Origin of the sequence: Acidaminobacter sp. (genome assembly GCF_030247605.1) — a bacterium.
GTDB lineage: Bacteria > Bacillota > Clostridia > Peptostreptococcales > Acidaminobacteraceae > Acidaminobacter.
In genome coordinates this window covers 43,674-68,509 of record NZ_JAOTSB010000007.1, presented here as the reverse complement: position 1 = coordinate 68,509, position 24,836 = coordinate 43,674, and the positions used below count along the sequence as shown (strand labels likewise).

Here is a 24,836-nt window from a genome sequence, read left to right as displayed (position 1 = left end):
CATGGGCATGTTTAGCGCTATGAACATTCACACAAGCGGATTGACGGCTGAAAGGCTAAGGATGGATACTATATCCGCCAATATTGCGAATGCTGAAACCACCCGGACTGAAAATGGCGGGCCGTATATAAGGAAAATCGCTGTATTCCAGGAACATTTGGAAAAAACCATTTCAAAAAATGGAGGGCCTCAGATTCAAAGTGCTGGCGTTAAAGCCGTCGCGGTGAGAGATTCATCGGAGGAAACGCCATTGGTTTATAATCCTGGGCATCCGGATGCGGATGAAAATGGAAATGTTAGGATGCCCAATGTAAATCTGCTGACGGAAATGATTGATATGATGATTTCGAGACGCGCTTATGAAGCCAATGTGACAGCTCTCAATGCAACCAAAGGCATGCTTCTAAAAACGCTGGAAATTGGAAAATAAATAAAGGAGAGCGACAAATGAAAATCAATCCCGGACTTCCATTATTGACTCCGCTGTCAAACCAAGCGACAAAGCCAGAGGCTGGAACAGAAAGCTTCAGTGCCATGCTTAAATCGCAATTGCAAAAGGTTGAACAATCTCAAATCAAAGCAGATGCACTCACTCAAGAAATGATGACAGGTGGAAAAGTGGAGCTTCACGAGGTACTGATCGCGACTGAAGAGGCTAGACTCATGCTGGAATTAACCATGCAGGTTCGCAATAAAGTGATGGAAGCTTATAAAGAGATGATGAATATGCAACTTTAAAGGAGAATAACTTATGGCGGCTCTCAATAACCAGATTGCGACAATTAAAGAAAAATACAACAATTTAAGCAATGGAGTGAAGAAAATGCTGATAGCCGCAGTGTTTTCTTTTGTTTTGTTTTTTGCATTATATTATCTGGTACTTGGAAGAGTCAATTATGTGGTTTTATTCAGCCGGTTGGAGTTAGCTCACGCAGCCGCAATCGTAGAGGAAATTGAAGGTACAGGCGACATCCGGTATAAGTTAGAAGATGGTGGAACGACTATTCTGGTGGATGAAAAGGTCGTCAACGATCTCAGGTTAAAACTGGCCATAAATGGTAACTTGCCGGATACCACAACCGGCTTTGAGCTATTTGACAACCAAGGGCTTATGGTGACGGATCAAGATCGAAAAATCATGTATCAACGCGCAATTCAAGGTGAACTGGAACGAACAATCCGAGCCCTTGAAGAGGTCCGTTTCGCACGGGTACATTTAAATATGTCAGAAAGTTCTCTTTTTGAAAAGGAAATACAAAAATCAACAGCCACTGTGGTAATTGAGTTTGAACCAGGTAGAAGCTTAACACAAGATCAGGTAGGAGGCATTTTATCATTAGTAAGTGGCGCGGTTAAAAATCTTCCAAAGGAAAATGTCACAGTTCTGGATACTAAAGCAAATTTGTTAAGTGCTGCTTTCCAGGTAAAAACTGCAACTGAAACCCAAAACACAACATCCTCTCAGTTGGACCTGCGCAATGGTATTGAATCGAAAATCGCAGCGAATGTGAATGATATGCTTGAAAAAGCATTAGGACGGGATAAGGTGGTCGTCTCAGTTTTTGCTGAAGTCAATTTTGACAATGAGGAAATTTATAAGGTTATCTATGGGGAAACACCTGTTGTGAAAAGCCGTCAGGAAAGTTACAGCGGAGAAGGAATTCAAGCAGCGCTCTCGGCTGGACCGATAGACAACAATACCCAGAACTTAGTTTTACAAGATGAAAATGGGGTCCTTCAAACCTTTGACGCCTATTCTGAGTATGAGATCGACCGTACCGAGATTTCTTCAGTTAAAGCAGTCGGTGTGATTAGCAGGTTGAACGTTTCTGTAGTATATGACGGGGTAATGAGTGATGATATGAAAAACCGCATCCAGAGCATGGTTGAGGCTGCTGCGGGAATCGATCGTGACCGTGGTGACAAGATCAATATTGAAGGATTGGTGTTTGATAGAAGTTATGAGGAATCCTTAGTGGCGGATTTGGAGGAAGCAAAGCGGATTCAAGAAGCTGAAGGTAAATTGCTGGGAATGGATAAAGAGCTTCTGATTACCATTTTTAAAAGTATAGCGGCTTTGGTTTTCGGTTCGATACTGATTGCGGTCTTGCTGAGAGGCAGGAGAGATGTAGCAGGGATCACGGCAGAGGCTACTTACTCAAAAAATGGTGCTTTGGCATCTGCTCCAAAAGGATACCGAACTATTAATGTGACAGATGAGGAAGGGATACCAGCTTCACCAACTTTGAATGATCTTTTTGGAGCCATTGAAAAACCAGGGAATTCTCTTCAAGAATTTGCATCAGAGCGTCCGCAGGAAATTGCAGAGCTTTTGAAAAACTGGGTTAGAGAATCTTAAGCAAATTTATAAGAGGTGAGGCTTTTGAGCAAGATATTGAAAGAGCAGAATGACGGTATAAAGAAAGCCGCGATCCTTTTAATGAGCCTCGGCCCTGAGGCTTCAGCATCAGTTTTGCGCCATTTGCCAGAAAATACAATTCAGCGAATTACATATGAAATTGCCAATCTCAAGCAGATTGAGCCGAGTGTAAGTGATAAGGTTACAAAAGAATTCATGGAACTTGTTTCCAAACGCAGGTTTAATATGGATGGCGGACTCGATTATGCGAAAAATCTTCTGAACAAGGCACTGGGAGCTCAACGTGCTCAAGGCATTATCGAAACATTAAGCCAAATGGCACATAATGAAAAGCCGTTCTCAATCGCGCGAAAAGCAGATTCCCATCACTTATCTACACTGCTTGTACACGAACAACCTCAAACAATAGCGCTTGTTCTTTGTTATTTACAACCAGACAAGTCCGCGCAAGTTCTTTCCGAATTGCCGGATGAACTTCAGACGGAAGTAGCACATCGTATTGCCTCAATTCATAGTACCTCACCAGCAGTTGTCAAAAAAATTGAAGAAGTCTTAGAAAGCAAACTTTCAAATGTGGTGGATAATGAAATGGAATCTGTAGGTGGGGTGAAATCCCTTGTTGACATTCTAAATGCCGCCGACAGAGGTACTGAAAAGCGAATTTTAGATGAACTCGGTGTTGATCACCCTGAATTAGTTGAGCAAATCCGTGCAAATCTTTTTGTCTTTGAGGATATCGTTACTCTGGATCGCAGCGCGATACAAAGAGTGTTGAGAGAAGTTAACAATGAAGATTTAACACTGGCAATGAAAGGCGCCTCAACAGAAGTGGCTTCAATAATCTTCAACAATGTATCGAAACGCGCTGCTGAGACACTCAAAGACGACATTGAATTTTTAGGTCCGGTTCGGCTTTCAATGGTTGAAGATGCTCAGAAAAAGATTGTTGGTCACATCAGACGACTGGAAGAAAGTGGGGAAATTATTTTAGGAAGGGCGGATGAGGATGCCATCATCTTATAATGTCATCAAGCAGCCCGTTCTGAAGCATTCAGATCAAATTTCTATCAAAATGCCACACAAAGAATTAAGGGATTCTGAACTTCTTACGGACTCTTTTTTAGAAGAACTGGAGCTATATGAAAAAGCTGTCTTGGACCAAGCGCGTGCAGAAGCTCAAAGCATAAGATTCCAGGCAAGGCAGAGCGGTTTTGAAGAAGGCTATAATGAAGGTTTAAACCAGGCTGCAGCAAGCTTGGAACAGAAGCTTACTGAGATTTCCACCCAATCCGTTGAGCTTTTGAAGTCAACCCACAGCTTATTGACTTTATTGGAGAAAACCCATGAAGAGCATTTGATACAGTTGGCTTTTCAAGTCGCTTCTACCTTCGTTCAGTCTCATATGTCAGCCGAAAATCTAAAAGTGCCTCTTAGGCAAATGTTGAAGGAACTGTCACAATCCAATAGGATTGTATGTAATTTCCATCCGGAAGATTATGAGATAATGGATGCAACCATAAGAAACTTTCAGGATCTTTGCCCGGAAAGCAAATTGGTGTTTGTGGAAAACAATGAAATTGATAAAAATGCTATTCATTGCGAGACCGAAGCCAAGATCATCGCTTTTCATCCAGGCAGGCAGATTGAAAAACTGATGGCGGAAATCTTATCATTACATAAAGCAAGTCAAGAGGCTATACCGATATGATACCTTATTCGCGGTTTCAAAACGTTTTGGAAAGATTTCAGCCATTTGAGTATTCGGGAAAAGTCGACCAAGTTATTGGCCTGACTATTGAAGTAAAAAGCATGAAGTCTTTTGTAGGCGAAATCTGCAACATCATTTTACCAAGTCAACATTCAATTTCGGCAGAAGTTATTGGTTTTAGGGGTGACAGTGTTATTTTGATGCCCTTGGGAGAGTTGGATGGCATAATGACAGGATGCCCTGTCATACCAACTGGAAAGGCGATGACTATAAATGTTGGAGAAAGTATGTTGGGTATGGTTTTGGATGGGTTGGGAAAGCCAATGCTGTTGAATCAAAATCTAAATCATTGTCATACTGAGATTCCACTATATAGGAGTCCGCCAAATCCATTGCAGCGAAAAGCTATTTCACAAATCATGCATACAGGTATTAAAGCAATAGATGCATTTTTAACTTGCGGTCATGGTCAAAGATTAGGCGTTTTCGCTGGAAGCGGCGTTGGAAAAAGCACTCTTCTTGGCATGATCAGCCGTTACAGTGATGCTGACATCAACGTAATTGCTCTTATTGGAGAACGTGGTCGTGAAGTAAAAGCTTTCTTGGAAAAGGATTTAGGAGAAGAGGGTCTTAAGAAATCGGTGATCATCTGTGCGACGTCAGAACAGCCACCGTTGGTCAGATTGAAAGGGGCATTTCTTGCAACAGCTATAGCAGAATATTTTAGGGATCAAGGCAAGCATGTCCTCCTGATGATGGATTCTGTAACGCGGTTTGCAATGGCTCAAAGGGAAGTTGCCTTGGCAGCTGGGGAGGCACCAGCAACAAAAGGGTATACACCTTCTGTGTTTGCGTTACTGCCAAAGCTCCTTGAGCGAAGTGGCACTTCAAACCGAGGCAGCATCACTGCTTTCTATACAGTTCTTGTAGAGGGAGATGATATGAACGAGCCAATTACTGATGCGGTTCGAGGCATACTTGATGGTCATATTGTATTGAGCCGGGAACTTGCGGCAAAAAATCATTATCCTGCTATTGATGTGACTCAAAGTATTAGCCGATTGATGAATGACTTGGTTTCACATGATCAAAAGGAACAGATTTCTAAATTGAGACATATGATGGGCATTTATAAAGAGGCGGAAGATCTGATTCAGATAGGTGCCTACAAGCCTGGTTCAAGTCAGGCCGTTGATCGTGCGATTGAGACAAAGCCTAAGTTGGATCAATTTTTAAAACAGAGGATTGATGAGTTTAGTCATTGTCAATCTACTTGGGAAAAAATTGATCAATTACTTCAAAATTTCGATTAAGAGGGTGTTACCTTTGAAGAAGCCATCATACAGCTTGGCTAAAGTATTAGAACATAAAAACTTCAGAGCAACCCAATTAAAAAAAGAACTTGCTGAATTGACTGACGTTTATGAGAATACTCGCATTGAAAGTGAAAATCACAAACAGCGATATCAGAACAGCTTAAAATTAGGGTCTCAAGAGAATTATTTGAAACCTGCTGATATTCAATTAACCTATGCATACCGCGATTTTTTAAGAAGCAGCTTGAACGAGGTCCTTAGCAGAGAAGAGAAGGCTGCTAAGGACTTGGCTGCAGCAAAGCAACGCTGGATTGAAGGTCAATTGGAAGTAAGAATGCTGGAGCGTCATAGGGAGAATGAGCAGAAGTCTTTTTCTGACCATCAGGATCGTCTGACACAAAGTACATTGGATGAAATTGCAGTGAACCTTTATCATAGAAGACGTTAAGGAGGTGGTGAAGATTATAGAATTCTGGAGAAGAGGAGGTGAAAATAAAGGTGTTACAAATATCAGCAACAGAAATAAACAGTACGGTTCAACACCATAAAACTGCAAGTTCTTGTAGAAATACATGTAAATCAGATGATGAAGTGTCTTTTTCTGAGACGCTGTCCTTTTCTGAATGCTTGCTCGGTGTTTTGGATCAAAGGAAGATCTTAAATGAAAACCAGTGTTCGAAGATAAACTCACAAGGGGAAAGTATTAATCCGGAGACAATACTGAAGAATTTAAAAGAAGTGCAGTGTGAGGTTATTAAAGAGCCGCTTGACATGTCCCCGGGAAGGCCCCTTGAAATGAATGCTGACACGGTGATGATGAGGAATAAGGCATCTGCCAAAGCTCAGAACTATGAGGGTATTGAAATGACCAAACAGTCTGACACACAATTAATCGCGGAAAATGAAAGAGGCAGATTAAACGCTTTTGTTAGAAGTGAATCAATTGAACTTTCATCGAAGGCGTATAAGCCGGCTGCGGATTTTGACCCAAAAGTAACTACTGGAAATATATCTAAGAACTCTATATCTGAGAATGTGGCCGTCCCATCCTCTAAAAGCGCTCTGAGTCATCTATTTTTGTCAGAGCTCTCTGACAGTGAAATGCGCGAAACAATAATTCCGCCAAATTTTGGAGAGAACCTTCAGGGGCTTAAACAAACCAGGCGCTTAGACCATTCGAATAGTATTGATTCGAACGTTCTAATGGAAGGTGAGGTGCCAGAAGATGCAGCAAAGCATCGCAGCCAATTGAAATCAGATCAGGAGTCATCAAAAGGATTGCTTATAGGTGATGCACCGCCAAAAACTTATCAAGCACAAGCGTTGCCCGATAGAATAAGGCCAGTTGAAATTCCACAACAGGTTACTGAACACGCGAAGCTCATCAAAGAGGGTGAAACCAGAGTGCTGAAAATGACCTTGCATCCTGAGACCCTTGGAAAGATCGAGATTCACATCAGGTTAAAAGATGGGATTATTTCCGGGTTGGTAAAAGTCGATTCAGAGGCTGCCCGGACGATCCTCCAGAAGCAATTGGTAAATCTGACGACATCGCTAACTGAGCAAAGAATCACATCAGGAAATTTTGAGACACAATTGAATATTACCAGTGGATTCGAATTCGGTCAGAGCGGGCGGGAAGAACAAGCTTTCCACCAAAAAAATCAACGATTCCCACAAGAAAAATTTTTTCGAAACAGAGAAACCGACATGACAGCTGAACCTGGCGAAGTGATTGCGCAGCTTAGGATTCGAAATCAACTTGATCTGTGGGCGTAACTGTACAGGAGGTGAATTTATGGATATTCAGAATACGAACATTTTTGCCAATACAGCAGCATCAACACAGCAGAAGCAAAGTTTGACAGATCAAAGCAGCTTTATTGGTAAAAACGATTTTTTTAAAATTTTATCTGCTCAATTGAAGTACCAAGACCCAATGTCAGGTGGAGACAACAGCGAATATATCGCACAGATGTCTCAATTCGCAATGATTGAAAAGCTCGAGAATTTGGCAGATCAACTCAACACACTTTACAATTTGAATTCCACGAATCATGCTATGTCAATGATTGGAAAACAGGTTGATCTGGAAACTTTGGAAACAGGAGTTGTTTCAGGCATTCTTGAACGGGTTGAAATATCTCAGCAGGGAATCAAATATGTCGTGAATGGTGAGACTTATGCTTATCCAAAAGTGCTGAGCGTTGGAAGTCCGGTTCAGGTGATTGAGTGAGCAAGGCTGCATGGGAAGGGAGTGTTTTTTAATGGCGATTCGAGTGCAGCAGCCGCCTATTATAGAGACGAAAAAGACGCAGACCTCAGGGCTTAAAACACAAGCGACGGCTCAAGAACACGGTGGGTTTAAAGCTCTACTTGACAGGCAGCTTTTAAACCAAACCAGTGAACTAAAATTTTCAGCTCACGCTCAACAAAGGCTTGAGCAACGCAATATCAAGTTAAATCCGGAAGATGTTGATAAAATGAAATATGCATTGAATGAACTTGAGAAGAAGGGCGGCAGAAATACTGTGATGTTTTTTAAAGAAACGGCATTCATAGCCAATGTCGGGAATAGAACGATTATAACAGCTATACCCGTCCAGGATGAGATTAATATTTTAACACAGATTGACAGCGCGGTAACCATTAAGTGAACCTAAATCAAGGGCCGGACCTCATTGAGGAAGCCCAGGCTGCCGATCGACGGAAGCAGCCATACTAAACCAGGAGGTTATGTAAATGTTAAGATCCATGTATTCCGGTGTCAGTGGTATGAGAAGTTATCAAACGAAAATGGACGTTATAGGGAATAACATAGCCAATGTAGGTACAACTGCATTTAAATCAGGGACTGCTCAATTCCAAGACTTGCTCAGCGAGATGATCAACAGCGGTCAATCTCCGATTCAGGGTGGCCTTGGCGGCATTAATCCACAGCAGATCGGTCTTGGTGTCAGTGTCGGAAAAATTTCCACTAATATGACAAACGGATCACTGCAGCCGACTGGCAGAGAGCTTGATTTTGCGCTGGAAGGCAATGGTTTTTTTGCAGTGTGTGAATCTGAATCGATCCAAGCTCTGGACGAGCTTAGATTTACACGAGATGGCTCATTCCTGCGAGACAGCACAGGTAATTTAATCATGGGCAGTGGTTTTCGTTTAATGGGGATCAGTAATGTTACGCTGGATGATTCCGGCGCGACGTTAGCAGTTGGAGCTGATATCAATATGGAAGAGGTCGAAGCTGAAGATCTTAAGCCAATCGTCATTCCGGACAGCATCAATATAGAAGGCGAGATCAGATCGTTAGTATCTTTTACCATTGATGGCTCAGGAAAGGTGATGGTAAGATATTCTGACGGTGTCAACCGCGAACTCGGACAGGTCCCGGTTATTCGTTTTGCAAATGCCGGCGGTCTTGAAAAACAAGGCGGCAATACCTATGGACAGTCTCAAAATTCAGGTAATGCTTCTTTTGGAAATTCAGGACAGAATGGCTTTGGAATCATTCGGAAGGGTTATCTCGAAATGTCCAATGTTGACTTAGCTAATGAATTTACTGAAATGATCATAACCAGCCGCTCTTATCAAGCAAACTCCAGAACGATTACAACCTCTGACGAAATGCTGCAAGAACTACTGAATTTGAAAAGGTAGCTGATGGTGCGTGATTGAATTAACTACGCTTAAAGGTGATATTTTTTTTCTGAATGAGATGTTGGTTTACAGAATCGATTTGGTTCCAGACACGCTTATAACTTTAACAGATGGTAATAGAATCAGAGTTCAGGAGACGCCGTCTGAAATTATCGAACGGATCCGAGTTTATCAGCGGTCGATTGGGGGCGTGCTGCGGCTCGTTCATTCGGAGGATCGAAAATGAAAAAAAACAACATTCCATTAATAGCTATGTTCGCGGGGGTAACGCTGATCATCGTCTCAATTGCCCTCGCGGGCAATTTAAAGAGTTTCTGGAGTTTGTCCTCTGTCATCATTACATTGTTTGGTTCATTCTGTGCGCTGACAATCAGTTATCCGCTTGATGATTTGAAGAATATCCCGGTTGCCCTTAAAAAAATCACTGAGAATACTGAAGAAAACCTGCTTCACTTGGTCGAACTTTTCACTGCTATGTCTAGAAAGTCCCGAAAAGATGGGTTACTGGCTTTAGAAGATCAATTAGATGACATTGATGATGATTTTATCGTAAGGTGCATACGAATGGTCATTGATGGGATGGATCCCGAAGTCATCCGGGATGTTATGGAAATAGAGATAGAGACCACCAAAAACCGTCATAAAGTTTCTCAAGATATTTTTCAAACCTGGGGAGAACTGGCGCCGGCATTTGGTATGCTTGGGACATTGATAGGTCTTATTGTCATGCTTAGTCAGCTTCAGGATGCTTCCAGCATTGGCTCCGGTATGGCAGTTGCTTTGATCACTACCTTTTATGGATCTTTTTTTGCGAATCTGGTTCTGGTGCCAATTGCCACCAACTTAAGAATCAAAACAAAAAGTGAGATTTACAGACGTGAGATGATTGTAGTTGGCATACTTGAAATTCAAGCAGGCACAAATCCACGGGTCGTTGAAGAAATCATCATGACCTACCTGAATCCAAAGGAGCGAAAGGCTTATTTGGAACTGAAGCGGAATGAGGCTGCTTAATGGCGAGAAGGAGGAAAAAAAATTTCGATGAAGCATCCAGCGGGTCGCAAGGATGGATTGTTACTTTTTCTGATTTAATGACTTTGTTGTTGACCTTCTTTATTCTTCTTTATTCTTTCTCCACGTTGGACATCATCAAATTTAAACAAGCAGCAGCCTCGCTTCAATCTGTGCTGTCAGGCAATCCATCTACGATGATTTTCAATGAGACACCCTCAGGTGCTGATCAATTGCCATTTGACCCTATGGTACAGATGCAGGTTCCCCAAAGTAAGGATCAGACCACCCTGGACTCAGAAATCGTGGAGATGTTCGAGATGATCCAGGCGTTTATCAAAGAAAATGGTCTGAGTGCGGATCTTGAAGTGACTTATAACGCAAAAGGTGTTTTAGTTAATATCAGTGAAGCTGTCCTATTTGAGTCTGGTAAAGCGGAAATCAAAACTGATGGTCAAATGCTCCTTGATACAATTTCTAAACTTCTTACCACCATAGATAATGATATTGAAATTCAAGGTCACACTGATAATCAGCCTATTCAAACGGATAAGTATCCAACTAACTGGGAATTATCAGTGGACCGCGCGGTTCAAGTGACACGATACTTTGTTCAAAGACATCAGATTGAGCCTGATAGGTTAAAAGCAGCAGGATTCGCAGAATTTCAGCCATTGGTTCCAAATTCCACATATGAGAATCGTGCTTTAAATCGGCGAGTCAATCTTCTGATCATAATTGATCACGAAACAGGAGGATCCAATGGAAGAACGACTTAATGCTGAAGAAAAAAAATTTTCCAAGTCCGTCAAGAGAAAAAGGATGAAATGGATTCCAGTCGTTGGAATTCTCCTTTTTATTATATTGGCTTCAATAATTGGCGGGCTATACTTTAAAACGGGTCAATGGCCATTTGGGATGCAAAAATTCCTGGAGAAACCTCAGATAGAGCAGATGATCCCATTGGACAGTTTTCTGGTGAACTTAAAAGATGAGCGTACCACCCACTTTCTTAAAACAAGCATCACACTTTCAATTTTAGATGATGAATCAAAAGCCATCATTGATCTTCGCATGCCGCAGATTCGAGATGTTGTGATTCAGCATTTGAGAGGGCTGTCGAAGAGCGAAATTTCAGAAGCTCAAACGTTAGAAATTATTAGGCTAGATCTGTTGGATCAACTTAATCAGTTGTTTGAACAAGATATTCTATATAACCTGTATTTCACTGATTTTTTAATTCAATGATATTGAAGTCAATGAAAAGAATAGAACATTACCACAAAAGAGAGGTTAAGGAATGACAGATCAAACCTTCTGGATCAACGCATTAAAATTAATCGTAGCCTTGCCCGCGGTTGTTTTATTGGCGTATCTAAGTCTTCGACTAACAGCAAAAATGACAGCGATGAATATGAAAAGCAAAAATATACATATTATAGAAAAAATATCTATCGGAAAAAACCAATTATTGTTTATTGTCAAAGTTGGAGATCATCATCATCTGCTGGCATCGAGTGAAAAAAGTGTTGCTATTCTAAGAGATATAGATCCGGCAGAACTCATTGATTCGGAAATGGATAAAAATGATGTTTTTAGTAAATATTTATCTGGAGCGGTAGAAAAATTAAGGAGAACATCATGAAAGACAGGATCTATCGATTAGTTGTTTTCATAATGTTGATACAATGTTTTATAATGTCATTGGGGATTGCCTTTGCTACGACGTTGGAAGTAGATCTTGGCAATGCACTTCGAATTGAAGGAGGAGGAGGGCCTACCGGAGTACTGGGTCTTATGGTTTTACTCACCATACTGAGCCTGGCCCCCTCTTTCTTAATATTGACCAGTGCTTTTACCAGAATTATGGTGGTCATGTCTTTTTTGAGGAGTGCTCTCGGCACCCAGCAAGCACCACCAAATCAAGTTGTAATTGGATTGGCTTTATTCCTGACTTTTTTTGTGATGGCTCCTGTATATACTGAAGTGAATGAGGAAGCGCTGAAACCGTTTACTGCCGGCTCAATAACACAAGAAGAAGCTATTGAAAAAGCGGTGATTCCAGTTAAAAGATTTATGCTGTCAAACACTCGTGAAAAGGATTTAGCGCTTTTTATTAAACTATCCGATACCTATCCGGATACGCCTGAGGAGGTTTCTCTAGTGACATTGACGCCGGCTTTTGTTATCAGCGAACTCAGGGTTGCCTTCCAAATAGGATTTTTGCTATTTCTTCCGTTTATTGTCATTGATTTAGTAGTATCAAGTATTTTAATGTCTATGGGGATGTTTATGCTTCCGCCTGTGATGATTTCACTGCCGTTTAAATTACTTTTATTTGTAATGGTAGATGGTTGGCATTTGGTGGTGACTTCGTTAATTGAAGGCTTCAGATAGGAGGTAGTTATGTCAGAATCTGTGGTACTTGATGTGTTTAATGAAGCGCTGATGACAATGCTAAAAGTCTCATTGCCTGTGCTTTTAATTGCATTGGTGGTTGGTCTAATAATAAGTGTTTTGCAAGCAACAACACAAATACAGGAACAGACATTGAGCTTTGTTCCCAAAATGATCGCTGTTTTTGTAGGATTGATAATTTTTGGAAGTTATATGTTGAATTTACTGCTAAGTTTCACACAGAAGGTGATTCTGATGATCGCGGAGATTCAGTAAATGATCCCCTCTGACTGGAATCTTCTAATTATAATGCTTATTCTGCTAAGAACAGGGTCGTTCGTCGCTACTGCGCCTCCTTTCTCTAACCGTGGTATTCCTTTATCATTAAAAGTACTTCTGTCAGTTGTTCTGAGTCTTAGCATCTATTTTTACGCATTTTCAGGAACTGCAGACCCAAAGCTATCGGATTCCCTTTATTTGCTGTATGCGATCAGGGAAATAGTCATGGGATTGGCCATGGGCTTTGTTGTGCAATTAGTTTTTGCTTCTGTTCAAATTGCAGGTCAATTGGTGGATTTCCAAATAGGTTTTTCAATGAGTGCTGTTTATAATCCAATGTCAGGTATGAACCAGGCCATTATGGGCCGACTATACGCAATGACTGCATTGGTTTTGATATTTATTACAAATACGCATCACCTTCTTTTAGCGACGTTCTATAAGTCATTCGAGATCATACCCCTTGGAAAGCAGTTTCCATTATCAAGCGGTTTAAATTGGATTATTGAAACCTTTAGTTATTTTTTTGCAGTGGCATTCCAACTTGCAATCCCTATTGTTCTGGTTTTAATTATGACAGATTTAGTGATGGGTTTGGTCTCACGCACAATTCCCTCACTAAATGTGCTTATGCTTGGGATGCCTTTAAAAACACTCACAGGACTGTTTTTTTCTGCCATGGCGCTGCCAATTCTAATTAGAAATTTGATCAAAGTAGTGGGTGATATGATGCCATACTTAGAGCAATGGATCTCGTTGGCGTCATAATAAGTCGAAGAGGAGCAAGCAAGTGTATCATGATGACTGGAGACTGATTTCGCAAAGTTTTATGAATAAGCTTGGACTGCCAATAATAGTTTCAAATCGGCTGGTATTATCAGGCGTGGGAAGTATTGATCGACCGGGTATGTTTTGGTTTTCAGATGCTTCAGAAAAAGATAGCCGAACCGAAGCACCTTCTCATAAGAAGCTAGAGGATGCAAAAAAGAAGGGCCAGATTCCGAAAAGTCAAGATCTAAGCGCTGCCATCTCACTGGCAATAATGGCCGTATTACTCACTGTCCTACTAACATTGCTGTATGAGCAATCAATTATTATGTTCAGGAATGCACTTAGTAACAGACTATACGCTGAACTCGCAGGTCAAGCATCTGGCGTACTTTTTAAATCTTATTTATCTGAAGCGGCTCTCATGACTGCGCCCATAGCGCTCATTATGATGACCGCAGGGGTTATAGGCGGCTTGTTTCAGTCACAATTTCTGATAACCACAGATCCGTTAAAGCCTGATATTAAGCGATTAAATCCCATTCAAGGGTTTAAAAATATTTTTTCTCAAAAGGCATTTGTAGGATTAATAAAGAATTTGCTTAAACTGACATTGGTTGGATTGGTGATGTGGAATACACTGATAAGCCAATTGGATGACCTGATGAGAGCATCCCAGATGGACACAGGTAAACTATTCGGACTCTTTACTGGTTTGTTAGGCGGACTTCTTATCAACGTAGCGATTTTGATGGTTGTTTTGGGAGGTGCAGATTATTTTTATCAGCGCTTTGACTTTCGAAAAAGCATGCGTATGACAAAACAGGAAGTTAAAGAGGAGTATAAGTCGCTTGAAGGCGATCCGTTGGTTAAATCCTTTAGACGTCAGAAGCAGAAGCAGTTGGCACAGCAGCGAATGATGCAGCAGGTACCTGAGGCTACAGTGATTATTACCAACCCGACACATTATGCCGTTGCAATACGCTACGATGACAAAAAGGATCAAGCACCTATAGTCATTGCGAAAGGGTTGGATTTCGTAGCGGAGAATATTAAAAGGATCGCTAATCAGCATCAGATCCCATTTGTCGAGGATAAACCATTGGCACAACAGCTTTACAAGCAAATCGAAGTTGGGCAGGAAGTTCCTGCTGTTCTATATCAAGCCATGGCGGAAGTGCTGGCGCTGATATATCGCGAGAATTCTAAAAGGAAGTGAGGCAAAGCCTGATGGAAATACCAAATGACAGATGGTCAAGTTTCTTTGGAAAAAATATGGATGTCATATTGGCTTTCGCCGTCGTTGGCATTATTAGCATCATTCTTTTACCTGTACCACCTGGATTGCTTGATTTTTTGCTTGTCGTTAATATCTCACTCTCTGTGACGGTGCTGCTTTTAACATTATTCACCAGGGATGTACTTGAATTCTCAGCGTTTCCCACGCTTTTGCTGCTTCTAACACTTTATAGACTTGGATTAAACCTATCCAGTACAAAGCTGATTCTCGGTCAGGGCAATGCTGGCCAAGTCATAAATGCCTTTGCTGGATTTGTAACTGGTGACAGCTATATTGTTGGTGCAGTTGTCTTTGTGATCATCATTATCATTCAGTTGATTGTCATCACGAGCGGCGCAACCCGCGTAGCTGAAGTTGGAGCGAGATTTACACTGGACGCGATGCCGGGAAAACAAATGGCAATTGATGCGGATCTAAACGCAGGAATGATTCAAGAAGAGGAAGCAAGACAAAGGAGACTAAACCTACAACGTGAGGCTGATTTTTATGGAGCAATGGATGGATCGTCGAAATTCGTAAAAGGGGATGCGATCGCAGGTATCATCATAACCCTTATAAATTTTGTAGGTGGCATTGCAATTTTTGCTGGTCAAAAGGGTTTAGGCATTGGTGAAGCAATTGATCAATTCGGAAAATTGACAATCGGCGACGGACTGGTTTCACAGGTGCCAGCCGTTTTGGTTTCGGTAGCCGCAGGTATTTTGGTGACGAGATCTGCCAGTCGTGATGGTTTTGGAAAAGATTTAGGCAATCAGTTGTTTGCTAAGCCCAAAGTCATGATGGTTTCTTCTGTTGTACTCTTCATGTTTGGCCTTGTGCCCGCATTCCCAACGTTTCCGTTTTTAATTATGTCATTTTTAAGCGCAATCGTAGGATGGCAGCTAAGAGATAATGAACGGAAGATACAGGCCGTGGTCACAGAACGCGAGTCAGCAATGACTCACTCGGAACGACAGCCAGATCATCAGGTAATTGCAAAGCAGAAAGATGTACTGGCCATTGAGATTGGGTACGGGCTTTTAACATTAGTTGACAGCGGTGCAGACTCCGGGGATCTATTGGAGCGTATTCTGATGGTCCGAAAGCAGTGCGCCTCCGAAATGGGTTTTGTGGTAGCACCCATAAGGATACGCGATAATTTAAGTCTCCAGCCCAATGCCTATGATATTCTTCTTAGAGGAAATCCTATTGCGCATGGTGAAATATACGCGAATAAACTTATGGTTATGGATCCCGGCAATGGTACCTTTCTTGTGGAAGGCATTGAAACAATAGAACCAACCTTTGGGATCAAAGCATTATGGATCGAGTCAGCGGAAAAGTCAAATGCTGAGATGCACGGCTACACGGTGGTGGACGCGACAACTGTAATGGTGACACACTTAAAAGAAACCATTATGATGCATGCAGATGAGTTGATTGGCAGACAGGAAGTACAAAAGCTGCTGGAGGATGTAAAAGAGCAGTATAGCGTTGTCATAGATGAGCTAATCCCAGGAATCATGTCACTTGGCGAAGTTCAAAAAATTCTTCAAAATCTTGTCAGGGAAGGCGTAGCGATTAATGACTTAGGAACAATCCTGGAGACACTCGCGGATTATGGCACAATGTCCAAAGACATTGAAGTATTAACAGAATATGTGAGGCATACATTGAGTCGTTCAATAGTAAGTCGCTGGTTATCTTCAGATGGAAAACTGCATGTGATTACGTTGAGTGGCAGGCTTGAAGATTTGATTTATGCACACATACAGAAATCGTTGCAGGGATCATTTCCGGCATTAGATCCAGAAATGGCATCACAATTGATTGCCGATATTCAGGTTCAGGCGGAAATAGGAACACTGACAACAGATCAAGTGGTTGTCCTTGCTGCCCCTCGAATAAGAGCAGCACTTAAGAACCTGATTTCGGGAAGTCTACCCAAATTGGCAGTGCTGTCACTAGGAGAAATTCATCACCGCGTAGATTTGATATCGGTTGGGATGGTGGATATACATGATAATTGAAAAATACATAGTAAGAGATATGGCTGAAGCGTTTGAGCGCGGCAAAGCGTCATTGGGAGATGACGCCATTCTTCTGACACAAAGGATTATTCGACAGAAAGGTTTTTGGGGTTTTTTTAAGCCAAAGCAACTTGAAGTTACTATGGCAATTGAACAGCGACCAATAAATAAAAAATCCGTGGGTGCGGTTTCAACGGCCGGATTATCAGCTAAAACGCCTTTGCCGCAGATTCAAGAGGATCTATGGGCGGGATCGGCAGCAAAAGATTCAATGCTGACGAGAGAATTGGAAAGTATTGAAGAATTCAGGCGGTTTGCTTCTGTGAATCGCCTAGCTACCATGCAGGATTTAAAGTTAAAAAACATGCTGATTCGCCATTTTCTGCAAGAGACATTAGATCAGTTGACTTTTTCCGATATTGTAGATTCGGGCTGTGTTGCTTTTGTTGGATCGACAGGTGTAGGTAAAACTACAACTATAGCAAAAATTGCAGCACACGCCAAATTGAAGCATTCGAAAAAGGTCGGATTAATCACTATTGACACTTATAGAATTGGAGCGGTCGAACAGTTAAAGATTTATGCTGATATTATGGATTTGTCAATGATGACTGTCATGACACCAATTGAAATGAAGCCGAGTTATTTAAAATTATCCAAGACGTGTGACTTGATTTTAATTGACACACTTGGAACGAGTTACCGTAATCAACAACAAATTGAAGACATATGCCGATATCTTAATGAAATTGAACACTTGAATAAAGTCGCAGTTGTACCCGCTACGCTGGATTTGGAAATATTTGAAAAAACCTTAGATACTTACCGCGAAATTGGCATTGATTGTACGATATTAACAAAACTGGATGAGATGGATAATCAAACTCGTTTATTTTCTTATGTGCGCCGTATGTCAGAACCTTTAGCCTACATTACAACTGGACAAAACGTACCTGATGATTTAGTGCGTGCAGACAGCAAAGCATTACTGTCATATCTCTGGGAGGGTGTAGAGCATGATGAAAGACCAAGCGCATGAATTGAAACAAAAAATGCTTCAGCCCTCAAAAAATGTGACAGTTTACGCTGTTGTGAGTGGAAAGGGTGGTGTTGGCAAATCAAACATCACTATTAATTTGGGGATAGCATTAAATCAGTCAGGGAAATCAGTCCTATTAATTGATGGCGACCTCGGAATGGCTAATTTGGATATATTAGCGGGTGTTGCCAGTCGCAGTACTTTAATGGATTTTTTTGAAAGTGGAAAACCTATTGATGATATACTCATACATTATCAGGATGGACTTGACATACTGCCTGGAGGAAGTGGAATGCTTTCCCTTCAGAACAGCCAGGATGAAGTCATTAAGGAGTTTATTACCTCCCTGATTGGAAGTGGAAGATATGATGTGATCATGATTGACGCAGGCGCAGGCGTTGACGCTAAATTGATTTCTTTTGCTTCAGTCGCTCATGAAGTCATTTTGGTAACAGTTCCTGAACCGACTGCAATGGCAGATGCCTACAGCTTGGTTAAAATATTATCTGTTTTTGAAATTAAGCACCGTATTCATCTAATTGTGAATCAAGTGTCCGGACAAAAACAAGCACAAGAAACCTATGAAAGACTCGATAAGGTGATTGGTACGTTTTTAAATGCCAAAATCGAGCTGTTAGGATATGTCGCTACAGATATGAAGGTTCGTGATGCTGTTTCAAGACAGATTCCATTTCTGATTGCATATCCCGTCACTTTGGCCAGCAGAAATATTACGACACTTTGTGACCGAATGCTTGAAAGAAACAGCGAATTTTCATGGAGTTCATTGGGTGATTTAGTGTTTAGATTCATTAAAGTATTTGGGGCCTAATTGAGGTCTGTCAGGAGGTCAAGGTGAAGGAAAAGTGGAAATCAAGCATAAAAATATATCAGAAAGTAGATATTATTCTGCAAGATATGACATCTTCTCGAAGTTTTATACAAGATTTTGAAGAAGATCAACTCATGATAGGACCACCAGTTCAAAATGGAATAGAACGATTATTGGAGAAAGGGGCAAAATATACAATACTTCTATATGGTGAGGAGCGGGTCTACACACTTGAGACCGAGATCGTTCATAGAACACAAGATGATCTCCCTATGTATACCTTGAGAGTGAATAGATGTTTGGGGGAATTGCAGCGCAGACAGCATGTTAGAGCCATTGTGAATTTGCCTGTGCATTATGTTGCTATGTTAAATGATGTGAAAGAGATTGAAAAGCAAATGGTTCACTCAGAAAGCTTAGATTTGTTTAAACTACAGGACTGTGATATTTGTGATGGCTGGATTCTAAATTTAAGCGCAAGTGGTGTTTGTTTGAGTATTGAGGAAAAAATTGATGCGGGTCAATCTGTTGTTCTTAGATTTGAATTAGAGGATCATACACTGACCCTTATTGGTGATATTTGTTATCGCGAATTAAGAATGCAATCAGGGAAGACAGGATACACTTATGGGATCTCTTTTTCTGGATTGAAACCTTCTTTCGAGGATAGGATTATTCGTTATGTCTTTGCAAAAATAAGACAAAATCGACAATATGACCTGTGATAGATGTGACCAGAGGAGGCTAGTGATTGGAAGCTATGATATATACTGACCGACAGCAATTGATCATGGAGCATCTTCCGCTGGTCAACAAAGTAGTCAATCGAATCAGAATATCCAAGTTAGAGTTTGAACGGGATGATCTTGTTAATACAGGAATAATTGGGTTAATGGACGCAATTGATAAATTTGATGAAAAACATGGTGTCCCCTTTGAGCATTATGCGGGGATAAGAATTAGAGGTAGTATTTTAGATGCGTTAAGAAAAAATGGATCCCTTTCTAAAGAGCGGATAGCCTCATTGAAGAAATTCAATGAACATAAATCATTGCTTGAGCAGCAGTATCAGAGACATTTAAGTGATTTTGAACTTTGCAATAACATGGAAATCTCTGTACAGCAATTGGGTGTACTATATCAGACAATGGCTTTATTGCCAATCATATCGTTAGATGAATTGTTATTTAGCGAAGATTCAGATTTTAGTTTGCTTGATAAAATTTCCTCTCAAGATTCACCTTTACCTGAGGAAACCATATTGAAAGAGGCTTTAAGTGATGCCCTGAGCAAAGCTATTTTCAAACTTTCAGATCGTGATCAATTGATTTTACAGTTATACTATGTTGAAGAATTAACATTCAAAGAAATTGCATTAATTCTTGATGTTTCTGTACCGAGAGTCTCACAATTGCATACGCGTGCTATAGCAGAACTGAGAAACGTTCTGGAAGCTTGGAGGTGATTGAGCATGTTTGGCTACATCTCTGCAGGGTCATTTGTACTTATAACATCGGGTTTCCTTTTGTGGAACCATTCAAAAAAGAATGTGTTGCCTGAAAAAGATGTTATAGATAATGAAATTGACTCAATAGAAAAGATTCTCTGGAAGCAGATGGATCAAAGGTTATTAAAAATTGAGCACGTTCTTGAAGTGTTAGCAGATCAGATCATTAAAGACACCTCACATTTATCATCCAGTGGAACGACCATTGAACGTGATAAAGTTTTTTCCGATAGATACCAGTCTCAGATAGATCAGATCACGAGAATGACAGATCGTGGCATCTCATTAGATGAAATTGCAAAAAAACTGAAAATGCATAAGGGGGAAGTCCAATTACTCTTCAATCTTTCAAAAAAATCATAAATAAATCAGGGATCCCCATGGTTTTTTTTGGCGCTGGTCTTTGGCTCGGCGCACTACTTATGCAATTGAGCATGTGACGATCTAAGGATCTAGGGGGGTGAGTCAATTGATACGCTCTGTATACAAAACTGCAATGAGTATGCTTGTACAACAAAAAAAACAAGAAAACAATGCTAACAATATGGCAAATATATCCACTGTTGGATTCAAGTCTAAAGAAATATTAACTGAAGCTTCTTTTTCTGAGGTGCTGGCTAATCATGCATCAGGAAATGGGAAATCGGCATTTGAGTTAGGTTCACTGCCCTTGGGTACGAGTATCTCTGGCTATGATACGGACTGGGAACAAGGTGTTATACTTCAGACGGGTAATGCTATGGATTTCGCACTTGAAGGAGAGGGTTTCTTCAAGTTTGAATCACCGCTCGGAGTGTTGTTGTCTAGAGATGGCGAGCTTCAGCAAAACAGCGATGGTATCTGGACAAATAAATCTGGTTTGAAATTACTGAAGAACGGAGATTCTGGTAATTTAGAGTATATTCAGACAGAACCTGGACAAAGCATAGTAGTGACCGCTAATGGAAGCATTTTTGCAGACCAGCAGCGAATTGGGAGATTGATAGTTGTTCGACCAATTCAAAACGAACGAGTTGAAACTATGGATAGTGGGTTTTACCGTACGGGTATTGATAATTTGGAAGATTCTGACAAGACGACAATCTATCAAGGCGCCCTTGAAACATCTAATGTTGAGGCTGCTGAAGCCTTAATAGACATGATGTCAACGGGAAGATTACTACAAACACAGCAACGCATTTTAAACACTCTTGATGAGACAATGAATCGGGCAGCGAATGAGATTGGCAAACTATAAAAGGTGGGATCATTGTTGAATAAAATGCTGCAGATCGGAAAAAGCGGCCTATTGGCTCAACAACAGAAATTAGGGACTCTTTCTGGAAACATAGCTAATCTTCAAACAGTGGGCTTCAAAAAAATGACAACTTCGTTTTCAGAACAAATGCGCCATTCTATGTCTGCGGATTCAGTGAGTCTTTCTGCAGAAGTTCCTGAGGATCGAAGGAGCATCTCTCTTGGTACTAAAACAGTTAGGAATTTCACTGATTTTCGTCAAGGCACTCTTGTGCACTCGGATGATTTTTTTCATATGGCGATTGAAGGTCCTGGTTTTTTTGGTGTAAGAGATCAATCAGATCAATTATTTCTGACTCGCCAAGGCGAATTTACCTTAAATCAAGGTGTCATGAGTGATGCTAGTGGTCGAAGATTGGATATGATCTTTCATTCTGATCCATCAACTTGGGATATTGAGAAATTGAGTCTTTCAGAAAACGGAGAAGTGTTTAGTCGAGACGATGATTCTGGAGAGTTAACGCTGATGGCTAAGATTCAGCTTTTTGATATTCAGAATCATAATCGGCTGCTAGGAGCTGGAAAAAGTTCTTTTAAAGCTATAGCCCCTGAAGAAATCTTTAACAGCAGTGATAGACCGGAAGCATTTGGAAAGATCTTTCCTAAGAGCCTTGAACGTTCTAATGTTGATTTGCTGGATGAAATGACACAGCTGCTGATGACGCAGCGGGCTTATCAGCTCAGCTCAAAGTCGGTCAGCAGCGCGGATGAGATGATGCAAGTTGTGAATGAGATATTGTAGGGTTTAATATTGACACACGGAACCCTTTTCCTCTGTACGACGTCTTAAGGGTATAAGTCATACAACTAAGCGACTTAGCATAGAGGAGGGGACATCTCATGAGAATTCAACATAAGTGGAAGCTGGGGCAACTCACAGCGGCTCTGGTAGGATTATCTCTGATTGTGACAGGCTGTGGCTTGCCAGTGAATACGTCTTCAGGCGCAGATTTGATGGAAGGTGTGGTGCCTAAAACACCAGCGGGTCAAACGGCAGAGCAGGATCAGGCAGTGCTCGACAGCCTGAACGCTTTTACATGGAAGTTAATCCAGGCTATGCCGGAGGACCAACAGAACAGGATGATTTCACCGGTTTCCGTTTATCTGGCGCTGGCCATGACTTTGAATGGCGCGGACGGGGAGACTCGAACCGCCATGTTGGAAGCGCTGTCAGCCTCTGACTTGTCACCGGAAATCGTCAATACTTTCGCAGGCAATTATTTGAAGCTTATTACGACAGAAAGTGAGGGCTTCACCCTCAGCATTGCGAACAGCATTTGGCTCAGAGACGGCTTTGAAGCGGATCCGGACTTTCTTCAGAAAAATGCGGACTATTTTGGAGCAGCAGTACGCAGCCTCGACTTCGATAATCCGGATGCTGCAAAAGCAATCAACAACTGGGTGAGTGAAGCCACTCGTGAGACAATCGATCAGATCGTGGATGAAATCGATCCTGCAGTGGTGATGTATCTCATCAACGCCATCTATTTCAAGGCGGACTGGCAGTCACAATTCTCGCCGGAAAGTACTTTTCCACAACCTTTTGAGACACCTGAAGGCAGCAAGGAAACAGACTTTATGCACAAACTCATGAGTCTTGAGGTCGTTGAAAGCGACTTGGGAAAAGGTGTCTTAATGCCGTATGTGAATCCGAGAGTGGCCATGCTGGCAATACTTCCTGAAGAGGGCATGAGTCCTGAGGCGTGGATCCAATCCATGGATCCCGAAACTTTTAAAGCTTTAATGAATACGGCGGCCTCAAAAACTGTTGACTTGTCATTCCCTAAATTCGAAACCCGCTATGAGGACAGCCTTTTGGATGAACTTGAGAAGCTTGGCATGGGTAAAGCCTTTGTTCCTGGCGAAGCGGACTTTTCACTGATGCAGCCAAGTCGCGCAAAAGATTTGTTTATCAGCGCGGTTCAGCATAAGACTTTCATCCGTGCGGATGAGAAGGGCACAGAAGCTGCGGCGGTCACTTCAGTAGAGGCCTCACTTACCTCCATGCCAATGTTTGATGAAGCCATCAGCTTTGACAGACCTTTCGTCTATGCCATTCTTGATACAGAGACTGCCACGCCGCTCTTTATTGGTGTGCTCAACGATCCAACGAAATAATCCATAATGTGTCGATCTCTTGACGCAGGAAAGGACGTCTCATACAATGGTTTCAGAAGAGGTGAAACCCTATGAGAGACGTCCTTTTTCGTTTTAAAAAACTGCCAAAGAGCTTGATCTGGATCCTGTTGGTACCCGTATTTTACGGGCTGGGGCATTTGCTGGAGGGGCATCCTGAGGCGCTCGAAAAATATTATGCCGGTTCAGTGCAAAAGAGTGTGATGCAGGGAATCAGCACTGCGACTGGGTTGCTGCCATTTTCACTGGCGGAGATTTTGTTTGTGGGGCATGGGATTGATTTAGTGGTATTGATTGTAACGCTGGCGGTTCGTCTGGTAAAGGGCGGTGCACTTAAACTGCTTTATCAGGCAGTTGTGTATCTCTCAGCGGTTTATGTCTTGTTTATGCTGATCTGGGGGCTGAATTACAGCCGGCAGCCGCTTGCAGTGACCATCGGCCTGGAAGTCAGGCCTTATGCGGTGGAGGAGCTTTACGCGCTTTCAGAGCAGCTGGTGAATCAGGCCAATGTACTGAGGAAGGATCAGCCCATAAATGATGAGGGCGTCATGAAATTGGCGTCTGATCGACAAGATTTATTTTCAAGAACGGTGCTGGGCTATGATCAGCTCGGCGCGACTGAAGCAATTTTTCGCGGAAGCTGGGGGCCGCCCAAGTCTGTGTGGCTGTCTGAGGCTATGCTGTACACGGGTATAACCGGGATCTTTATGCCATTTACCGGCGAAGCCAACGTCAACAGCCGCGTGCCGGACCTGCTGCTGCCTGCGAACGCCATGCATGAAAAAGCCCACCAAATGGGCATTGCCAGAGAAGATGAGGCCAACTACGCCGCGTATCTTGCCTGTATGAGTCACCCGGATGCGGACTTTCAATATTCCGGGACGGTGCTGGCGCTGATCCATGCCACCAATGCGCTTTACCGTGAAGATCCGGATGCCTATTTCGATCTGAGGCAGCGCTACGGAGAGGGGCTGAGCAAGGATCTGGCAGCCTACAGCGCCTTTTGGAAACCCTATCAGGGGAAAGTCAACGACACCGCGGATCAGATCAATGATACCTATCTGAAAACCAACCGGCAGGCGGACGGCGTCAAGAGCTACGGACGCATGGTGGATCTTCTGCTGGCGGATTTTTTGTCTGATGGGGAGATCAAAGCGTCTGTAAATACTGGCGGGGCGGCCGGATCCGGCCGCTGAGT

Annotated in this window: 30 protein-coding genes; all 30 read left to right on the top strand. The window is 42.0% G+C overall.

The window, feature by feature from the left end:
* Position 1: 1 nt before the first annotated feature.
* Positions 2 to 430: a flagellar basal body rod protein FlgC gene (gene flgC / locus OEL90_RS05305; protein WP_291400984.1), complete on the top strand. Its 429-nt coding sequence runs from the start codon at positions 2 to 4 to the stop codon at positions 428 to 430.
* A gap of 17 nt (positions 431 to 447) precedes the next feature.
* Entirely contained in the window at positions 448 to 738 is a 291-nt protein-coding gene (gene fliE / locus OEL90_RS05300) for a flagellar hook-basal body complex protein FliE (RefSeq protein ID WP_291400986.1), read from the top strand.
* Positions 739 to 751: 13 nt separating this feature from the next.
* A complete protein-coding gene (fliF, locus tag OEL90_RS05295) occupies positions 752 to 2,359 on the top strand; it encodes a flagellar basal-body MS-ring/collar protein FliF (protein WP_291400988.1) in 1,608 nt (535 codons plus the stop codon).
* A gap of 15 nt (positions 2,360 to 2,374) precedes the next feature.
* Complete coding sequence (fliG, locus tag OEL90_RS05290) at positions 2,375 to 3,403, top strand: flagellar motor switch protein FliG (RefSeq protein WP_334296984.1); 1,029 nt, start codon at positions 2,375 to 2,377, stop codon at positions 3,401 to 3,403.
* Positions 3,387 to 4,088: a FliH/SctL family protein gene (locus OEL90_RS05285; RefSeq protein WP_291400990.1), complete on the top strand. Its 702-nt coding sequence runs from the start codon at positions 3,387 to 3,389 to the stop codon at positions 4,086 to 4,088. The genes fliG and OEL90_RS05285 overlap by 17 nt, the downstream gene beginning before the upstream one ends.
* The gene (fliI, locus tag OEL90_RS05280) at positions 4,085 to 5,401 is read left to right on the top strand and encodes a flagellar protein export ATPase FliI (RefSeq protein ID WP_291400992.1); all 1,317 of its coding nucleotides are present in this window, start codon (positions 4,085 to 4,087) and stop codon (positions 5,399 to 5,401) included. Before OEL90_RS05285 ends, fliI begins: the two co-directional genes overlap by 4 nt.
* Before the next feature lie 13 nt (positions 5,402 to 5,414).
* Positions 5,415 to 5,852: a flagellar FliJ family protein gene (locus OEL90_RS05275; protein WP_291400994.1), complete on the top strand. Its 438-nt coding sequence runs from the start codon at positions 5,415 to 5,417 to the stop codon at positions 5,850 to 5,852.
* A 38-nt stretch (positions 5,853 to 5,890) separates the two neighbouring features.
* Positions 5,891 to 7,183 carry a flagellar hook-length control protein FliK gene (locus OEL90_RS05270; protein WP_291400996.1) on the top strand — a complete coding sequence of 431 codons (1,293 nt, stop codon included), beginning with the start codon at positions 5,891 to 5,893 and terminating at the stop codon, positions 7,181 to 7,183.
* 19 nt (positions 7,184 to 7,202) lie between these two features.
* The gene (locus OEL90_RS05265; RefSeq protein ID WP_291400998.1) at positions 7,203 to 7,640 is read left to right on the top strand and encodes a flagellar hook capping FlgD N-terminal domain-containing protein; all 438 of its coding nucleotides are present in this window, start codon (positions 7,203 to 7,205) and stop codon (positions 7,638 to 7,640) included.
* Between the two features lie 31 nt (positions 7,641 to 7,671).
* Positions 7,672 to 8,061, top strand: a complete 390-nt coding sequence (locus tag OEL90_RS05260) for a hypothetical protein (protein WP_291401000.1) — start codon at positions 7,672 to 7,674, stop codon at positions 8,059 to 8,061.
* Positions 8,062 to 8,146: 85 nt separating this feature from the next.
* Entirely contained in the window at positions 8,147 to 9,064 is a 918-nt protein-coding gene (locus tag OEL90_RS05255) for a flagellar hook-basal body complex protein (RefSeq protein WP_291401002.1), read from the top strand.
* 10 nt (positions 9,065 to 9,074) lie between these two features.
* On the top strand, positions 9,075 to 9,290 hold the full coding sequence (locus OEL90_RS05250; RefSeq protein WP_291401004.1) for a flagellar FlbD family protein: 216 nt from the start codon (positions 9,075 to 9,077) through the stop codon (positions 9,288 to 9,290).
* Complete coding sequence (locus tag OEL90_RS05245; RefSeq protein WP_291401006.1) at positions 9,287 to 10,078, top strand: motility protein A; 792 nt, start codon at positions 9,287 to 9,289, stop codon at positions 10,076 to 10,078. The genes OEL90_RS05250 and OEL90_RS05245 overlap by 4 nt, the downstream gene beginning before the upstream one ends.
* Complete coding sequence (locus tag OEL90_RS05240; protein ID WP_291401008.1) at positions 10,078 to 10,854, top strand: flagellar motor protein MotB; 777 nt, start codon at positions 10,078 to 10,080, stop codon at positions 10,852 to 10,854. The genes OEL90_RS05245 and OEL90_RS05240 overlap by 1 nt, the downstream gene beginning before the upstream one ends.
* A complete protein-coding gene (locus OEL90_RS05235; RefSeq protein ID WP_291401010.1) occupies positions 10,838 to 11,323 on the top strand; it encodes a flagellar basal body-associated FliL family protein in 486 nt (161 codons plus the stop codon). Before OEL90_RS05240 ends, OEL90_RS05235 begins: the two co-directional genes overlap by 17 nt.
* Before the next feature lie 52 nt (positions 11,324 to 11,375).
* The gene (locus OEL90_RS05230) at positions 11,376 to 11,720 is read left to right on the top strand and encodes a FliO/MopB family protein (protein ID WP_291401012.1); all 345 of its coding nucleotides are present in this window, start codon (positions 11,376 to 11,378) and stop codon (positions 11,718 to 11,720) included.
* A gap of 152 nt (positions 11,721 to 11,872) precedes the next feature.
* Positions 11,873 to 12,472 carry a flagellar type III secretion system pore protein FliP gene (gene fliP, locus OEL90_RS05225; RefSeq protein WP_414635017.1) on the top strand — a complete coding sequence of 200 codons (600 nt, stop codon included), beginning with the start codon at positions 11,873 to 11,875 and terminating at the stop codon, positions 12,470 to 12,472.
* Between the two features lie 9 nt (positions 12,473 to 12,481).
* Positions 12,482 to 12,748, top strand: coding sequence for a flagellar biosynthesis protein FliQ (gene fliQ, locus OEL90_RS05220; RefSeq protein WP_291401016.1), 267 nt, complete (start codon positions 12,482 to 12,484; stop codon positions 12,746 to 12,748).
* Entirely contained in the window at positions 12,749 to 13,519 is a 771-nt protein-coding gene (gene fliR / locus OEL90_RS05215; protein ID WP_291401018.1) for a flagellar biosynthetic protein FliR, read from the top strand.
* A gap of 22 nt (positions 13,520 to 13,541) precedes the next feature.
* Positions 13,542 to 14,738, top strand: a complete 1,197-nt coding sequence (gene flhB, locus OEL90_RS05210; protein ID WP_291401020.1) for a flagellar biosynthesis protein FlhB — start codon at positions 13,542 to 13,544, stop codon at positions 14,736 to 14,738.
* A gap of 11 nt (positions 14,739 to 14,749) precedes the next feature.
* Positions 14,750 to 16,828 carry a flagellar biosynthesis protein FlhA gene (gene flhA / locus OEL90_RS05205; RefSeq protein ID WP_291401022.1) on the top strand — a complete coding sequence of 693 codons (2,079 nt, stop codon included), beginning with the start codon at positions 14,750 to 14,752 and terminating at the stop codon, positions 16,826 to 16,828.
* Entirely contained in the window at positions 16,818 to 17,867 is a 1,050-nt protein-coding gene (locus OEL90_RS05200) for a hypothetical protein (RefSeq protein ID WP_291401024.1), read from the top strand. Before flhA ends, OEL90_RS05200 begins: the two co-directional genes overlap by 11 nt.
* Positions 17,845 to 18,699, top strand: a complete 855-nt coding sequence (locus OEL90_RS05195; protein ID WP_291401026.1) for a MinD/ParA family protein — start codon at positions 17,845 to 17,847, stop codon at positions 18,697 to 18,699. Before OEL90_RS05200 ends, OEL90_RS05195 begins: the two co-directional genes overlap by 23 nt.
* A 23-nt stretch (positions 18,700 to 18,722) precedes the next feature.
* Positions 18,723 to 19,424 carry a flagellar brake protein gene (locus tag OEL90_RS15130; RefSeq protein WP_291401028.1) on the top strand — a complete coding sequence of 234 codons (702 nt, stop codon included), beginning with the start codon at positions 18,723 to 18,725 and terminating at the stop codon, positions 19,422 to 19,424.
* A 35-nt stretch (positions 19,425 to 19,459) separates the two neighbouring features.
* Positions 19,460 to 20,164 carry a sigma-70 family RNA polymerase sigma factor gene (locus tag OEL90_RS05185; protein ID WP_291401056.1) on the top strand — a complete coding sequence of 235 codons (705 nt, stop codon included), beginning with the start codon at positions 19,460 to 19,462 and terminating at the stop codon, positions 20,162 to 20,164.
* Between the two features lie 6 nt (positions 20,165 to 20,170).
* Entirely contained in the window at positions 20,171 to 20,569 is a 399-nt protein-coding gene (locus tag OEL90_RS05180) for a hypothetical protein (RefSeq protein ID WP_291401030.1), read from the top strand.
* 106 nt (positions 20,570 to 20,675) lie between these two features.
* On the top strand, positions 20,676 to 21,443 hold the full coding sequence (locus OEL90_RS05175; protein ID WP_291401032.1) for a flagellar hook-basal body protein: 768 nt from the start codon (positions 20,676 to 20,678) through the stop codon (positions 21,441 to 21,443).
* Between the two features lie 24 nt (positions 21,444 to 21,467).
* The gene (locus OEL90_RS05170; RefSeq protein ID WP_291401058.1) at positions 21,468 to 22,244 is read left to right on the top strand and encodes a flagellar hook-basal body protein; all 777 of its coding nucleotides are present in this window, start codon (positions 21,468 to 21,470) and stop codon (positions 22,242 to 22,244) included.
* A gap of 98 nt (positions 22,245 to 22,342) precedes the next feature.
* Positions 22,343 to 23,620, top strand: coding sequence for a serpin family protein (locus OEL90_RS05165; RefSeq protein WP_291401034.1), 1,278 nt, complete (start codon positions 22,343 to 22,345; stop codon positions 23,618 to 23,620).
* Between the two features lie 71 nt (positions 23,621 to 23,691).
* Positions 23,692 to 24,834, top strand: a complete 1,143-nt coding sequence (locus OEL90_RS05160) for a DUF3810 domain-containing protein (RefSeq protein ID WP_291401035.1) — start codon at positions 23,692 to 23,694, stop codon at positions 24,832 to 24,834.
* Positions 24,835 to 24,836: the final 2 nt, after the last annotated feature.

Coding starts and splice junctions, on each gene's coding strand:
- flgC (WP_291400984.1), top strand. CDS start 2: ATGGGCATGTTTAGCGCTATGAACATTCACACAAGCGGATTGACGGCT.
- fliE (WP_291400986.1), top strand. CDS start 448: ATGAAAATCAATCCCGGACTTCCATTATTGACTCCGCTGTCAAACCAA.
- fliF (WP_291400988.1), top strand. CDS start 752: ATGGCGGCTCTCAATAACCAGATTGCGACAATTAAAGAAAAATACAAC.
- OEL90_RS05285 (WP_291400990.1), top strand. CDS start 3,387: ATGCCATCATCTTATAATGTCATCAAGCAGCCCGTTCTGAAGCATTCA.
- fliI (WP_291400992.1), top strand. CDS start 4,085: ATGATACCTTATTCGCGGTTTCAAAACGTTTTGGAAAGATTTCAGCCA.
- OEL90_RS05265 (WP_291400998.1), top strand. CDS start 7,203: ATGGATATTCAGAATACGAACATTTTTGCCAATACAGCAGCATCAACA.
- OEL90_RS05260 (WP_291401000.1), top strand. CDS start 7,672: ATGGCGATTCGAGTGCAGCAGCCGCCTATTATAGAGACGAAAAAGACG.
- OEL90_RS05255 (WP_291401002.1), top strand. CDS start 8,147: ATGTTAAGATCCATGTATTCCGGTGTCAGTGGTATGAGAAGTTATCAA.
- OEL90_RS05245 (WP_291401006.1), top strand. CDS start 9,287: ATGAAAAAAAACAACATTCCATTAATAGCTATGTTCGCGGGGGTAACG.
- OEL90_RS05240 (WP_291401008.1), top strand. CDS start 10,078: ATGGCGAGAAGGAGGAAAAAAAATTTCGATGAAGCATCCAGCGGGTCG.
- OEL90_RS05235 (WP_291401010.1), top strand. CDS start 10,838: ATGGAAGAACGACTTAATGCTGAAGAAAAAAAATTTTCCAAGTCCGTC.
- OEL90_RS05230 (WP_291401012.1), top strand. CDS start 11,376: ATGACAGATCAAACCTTCTGGATCAACGCATTAAAATTAATCGTAGCC.
- fliP (WP_414635017.1), top strand. CDS start 11,873: ATGGTTTTACTCACCATACTGAGCCTGGCCCCCTCTTTCTTAATATTG.
- fliQ (WP_291401016.1), top strand. CDS start 12,482: ATGTCAGAATCTGTGGTACTTGATGTGTTTAATGAAGCGCTGATGACA.
- fliR (WP_291401018.1), top strand. CDS start 12,749: ATGATCCCCTCTGACTGGAATCTTCTAATTATAATGCTTATTCTGCTA.
- flhA (WP_291401022.1), top strand. CDS start 14,750: ATGGAAATACCAAATGACAGATGGTCAAGTTTCTTTGGAAAAAATATG.
- OEL90_RS05200 (WP_291401024.1), top strand. CDS start 16,818: ATGATAATTGAAAAATACATAGTAAGAGATATGGCTGAAGCGTTTGAG.
- OEL90_RS05195 (WP_291401026.1), top strand. CDS start 17,845: ATGATGAAAGACCAAGCGCATGAATTGAAACAAAAAATGCTTCAGCCC.
- OEL90_RS05185 (WP_291401056.1), top strand. CDS start 19,460: ATGATATATACTGACCGACAGCAATTGATCATGGAGCATCTTCCGCTG.
- OEL90_RS05180 (WP_291401030.1), top strand. CDS start 20,171: ATGTTTGGCTACATCTCTGCAGGGTCATTTGTACTTATAACATCGGGT.
- OEL90_RS05170 (WP_291401058.1), top strand. CDS start 21,468: ATGCTGCAGATCGGAAAAAGCGGCCTATTGGCTCAACAACAGAAATTA.
- OEL90_RS05165 (WP_291401034.1), top strand. CDS start 22,343: ATGAGAATTCAACATAAGTGGAAGCTGGGGCAACTCACAGCGGCTCTG.
- OEL90_RS05160 (WP_291401035.1), top strand. CDS start 23,692: ATGAGAGACGTCCTTTTTCGTTTTAAAAAACTGCCAAAGAGCTTGATC.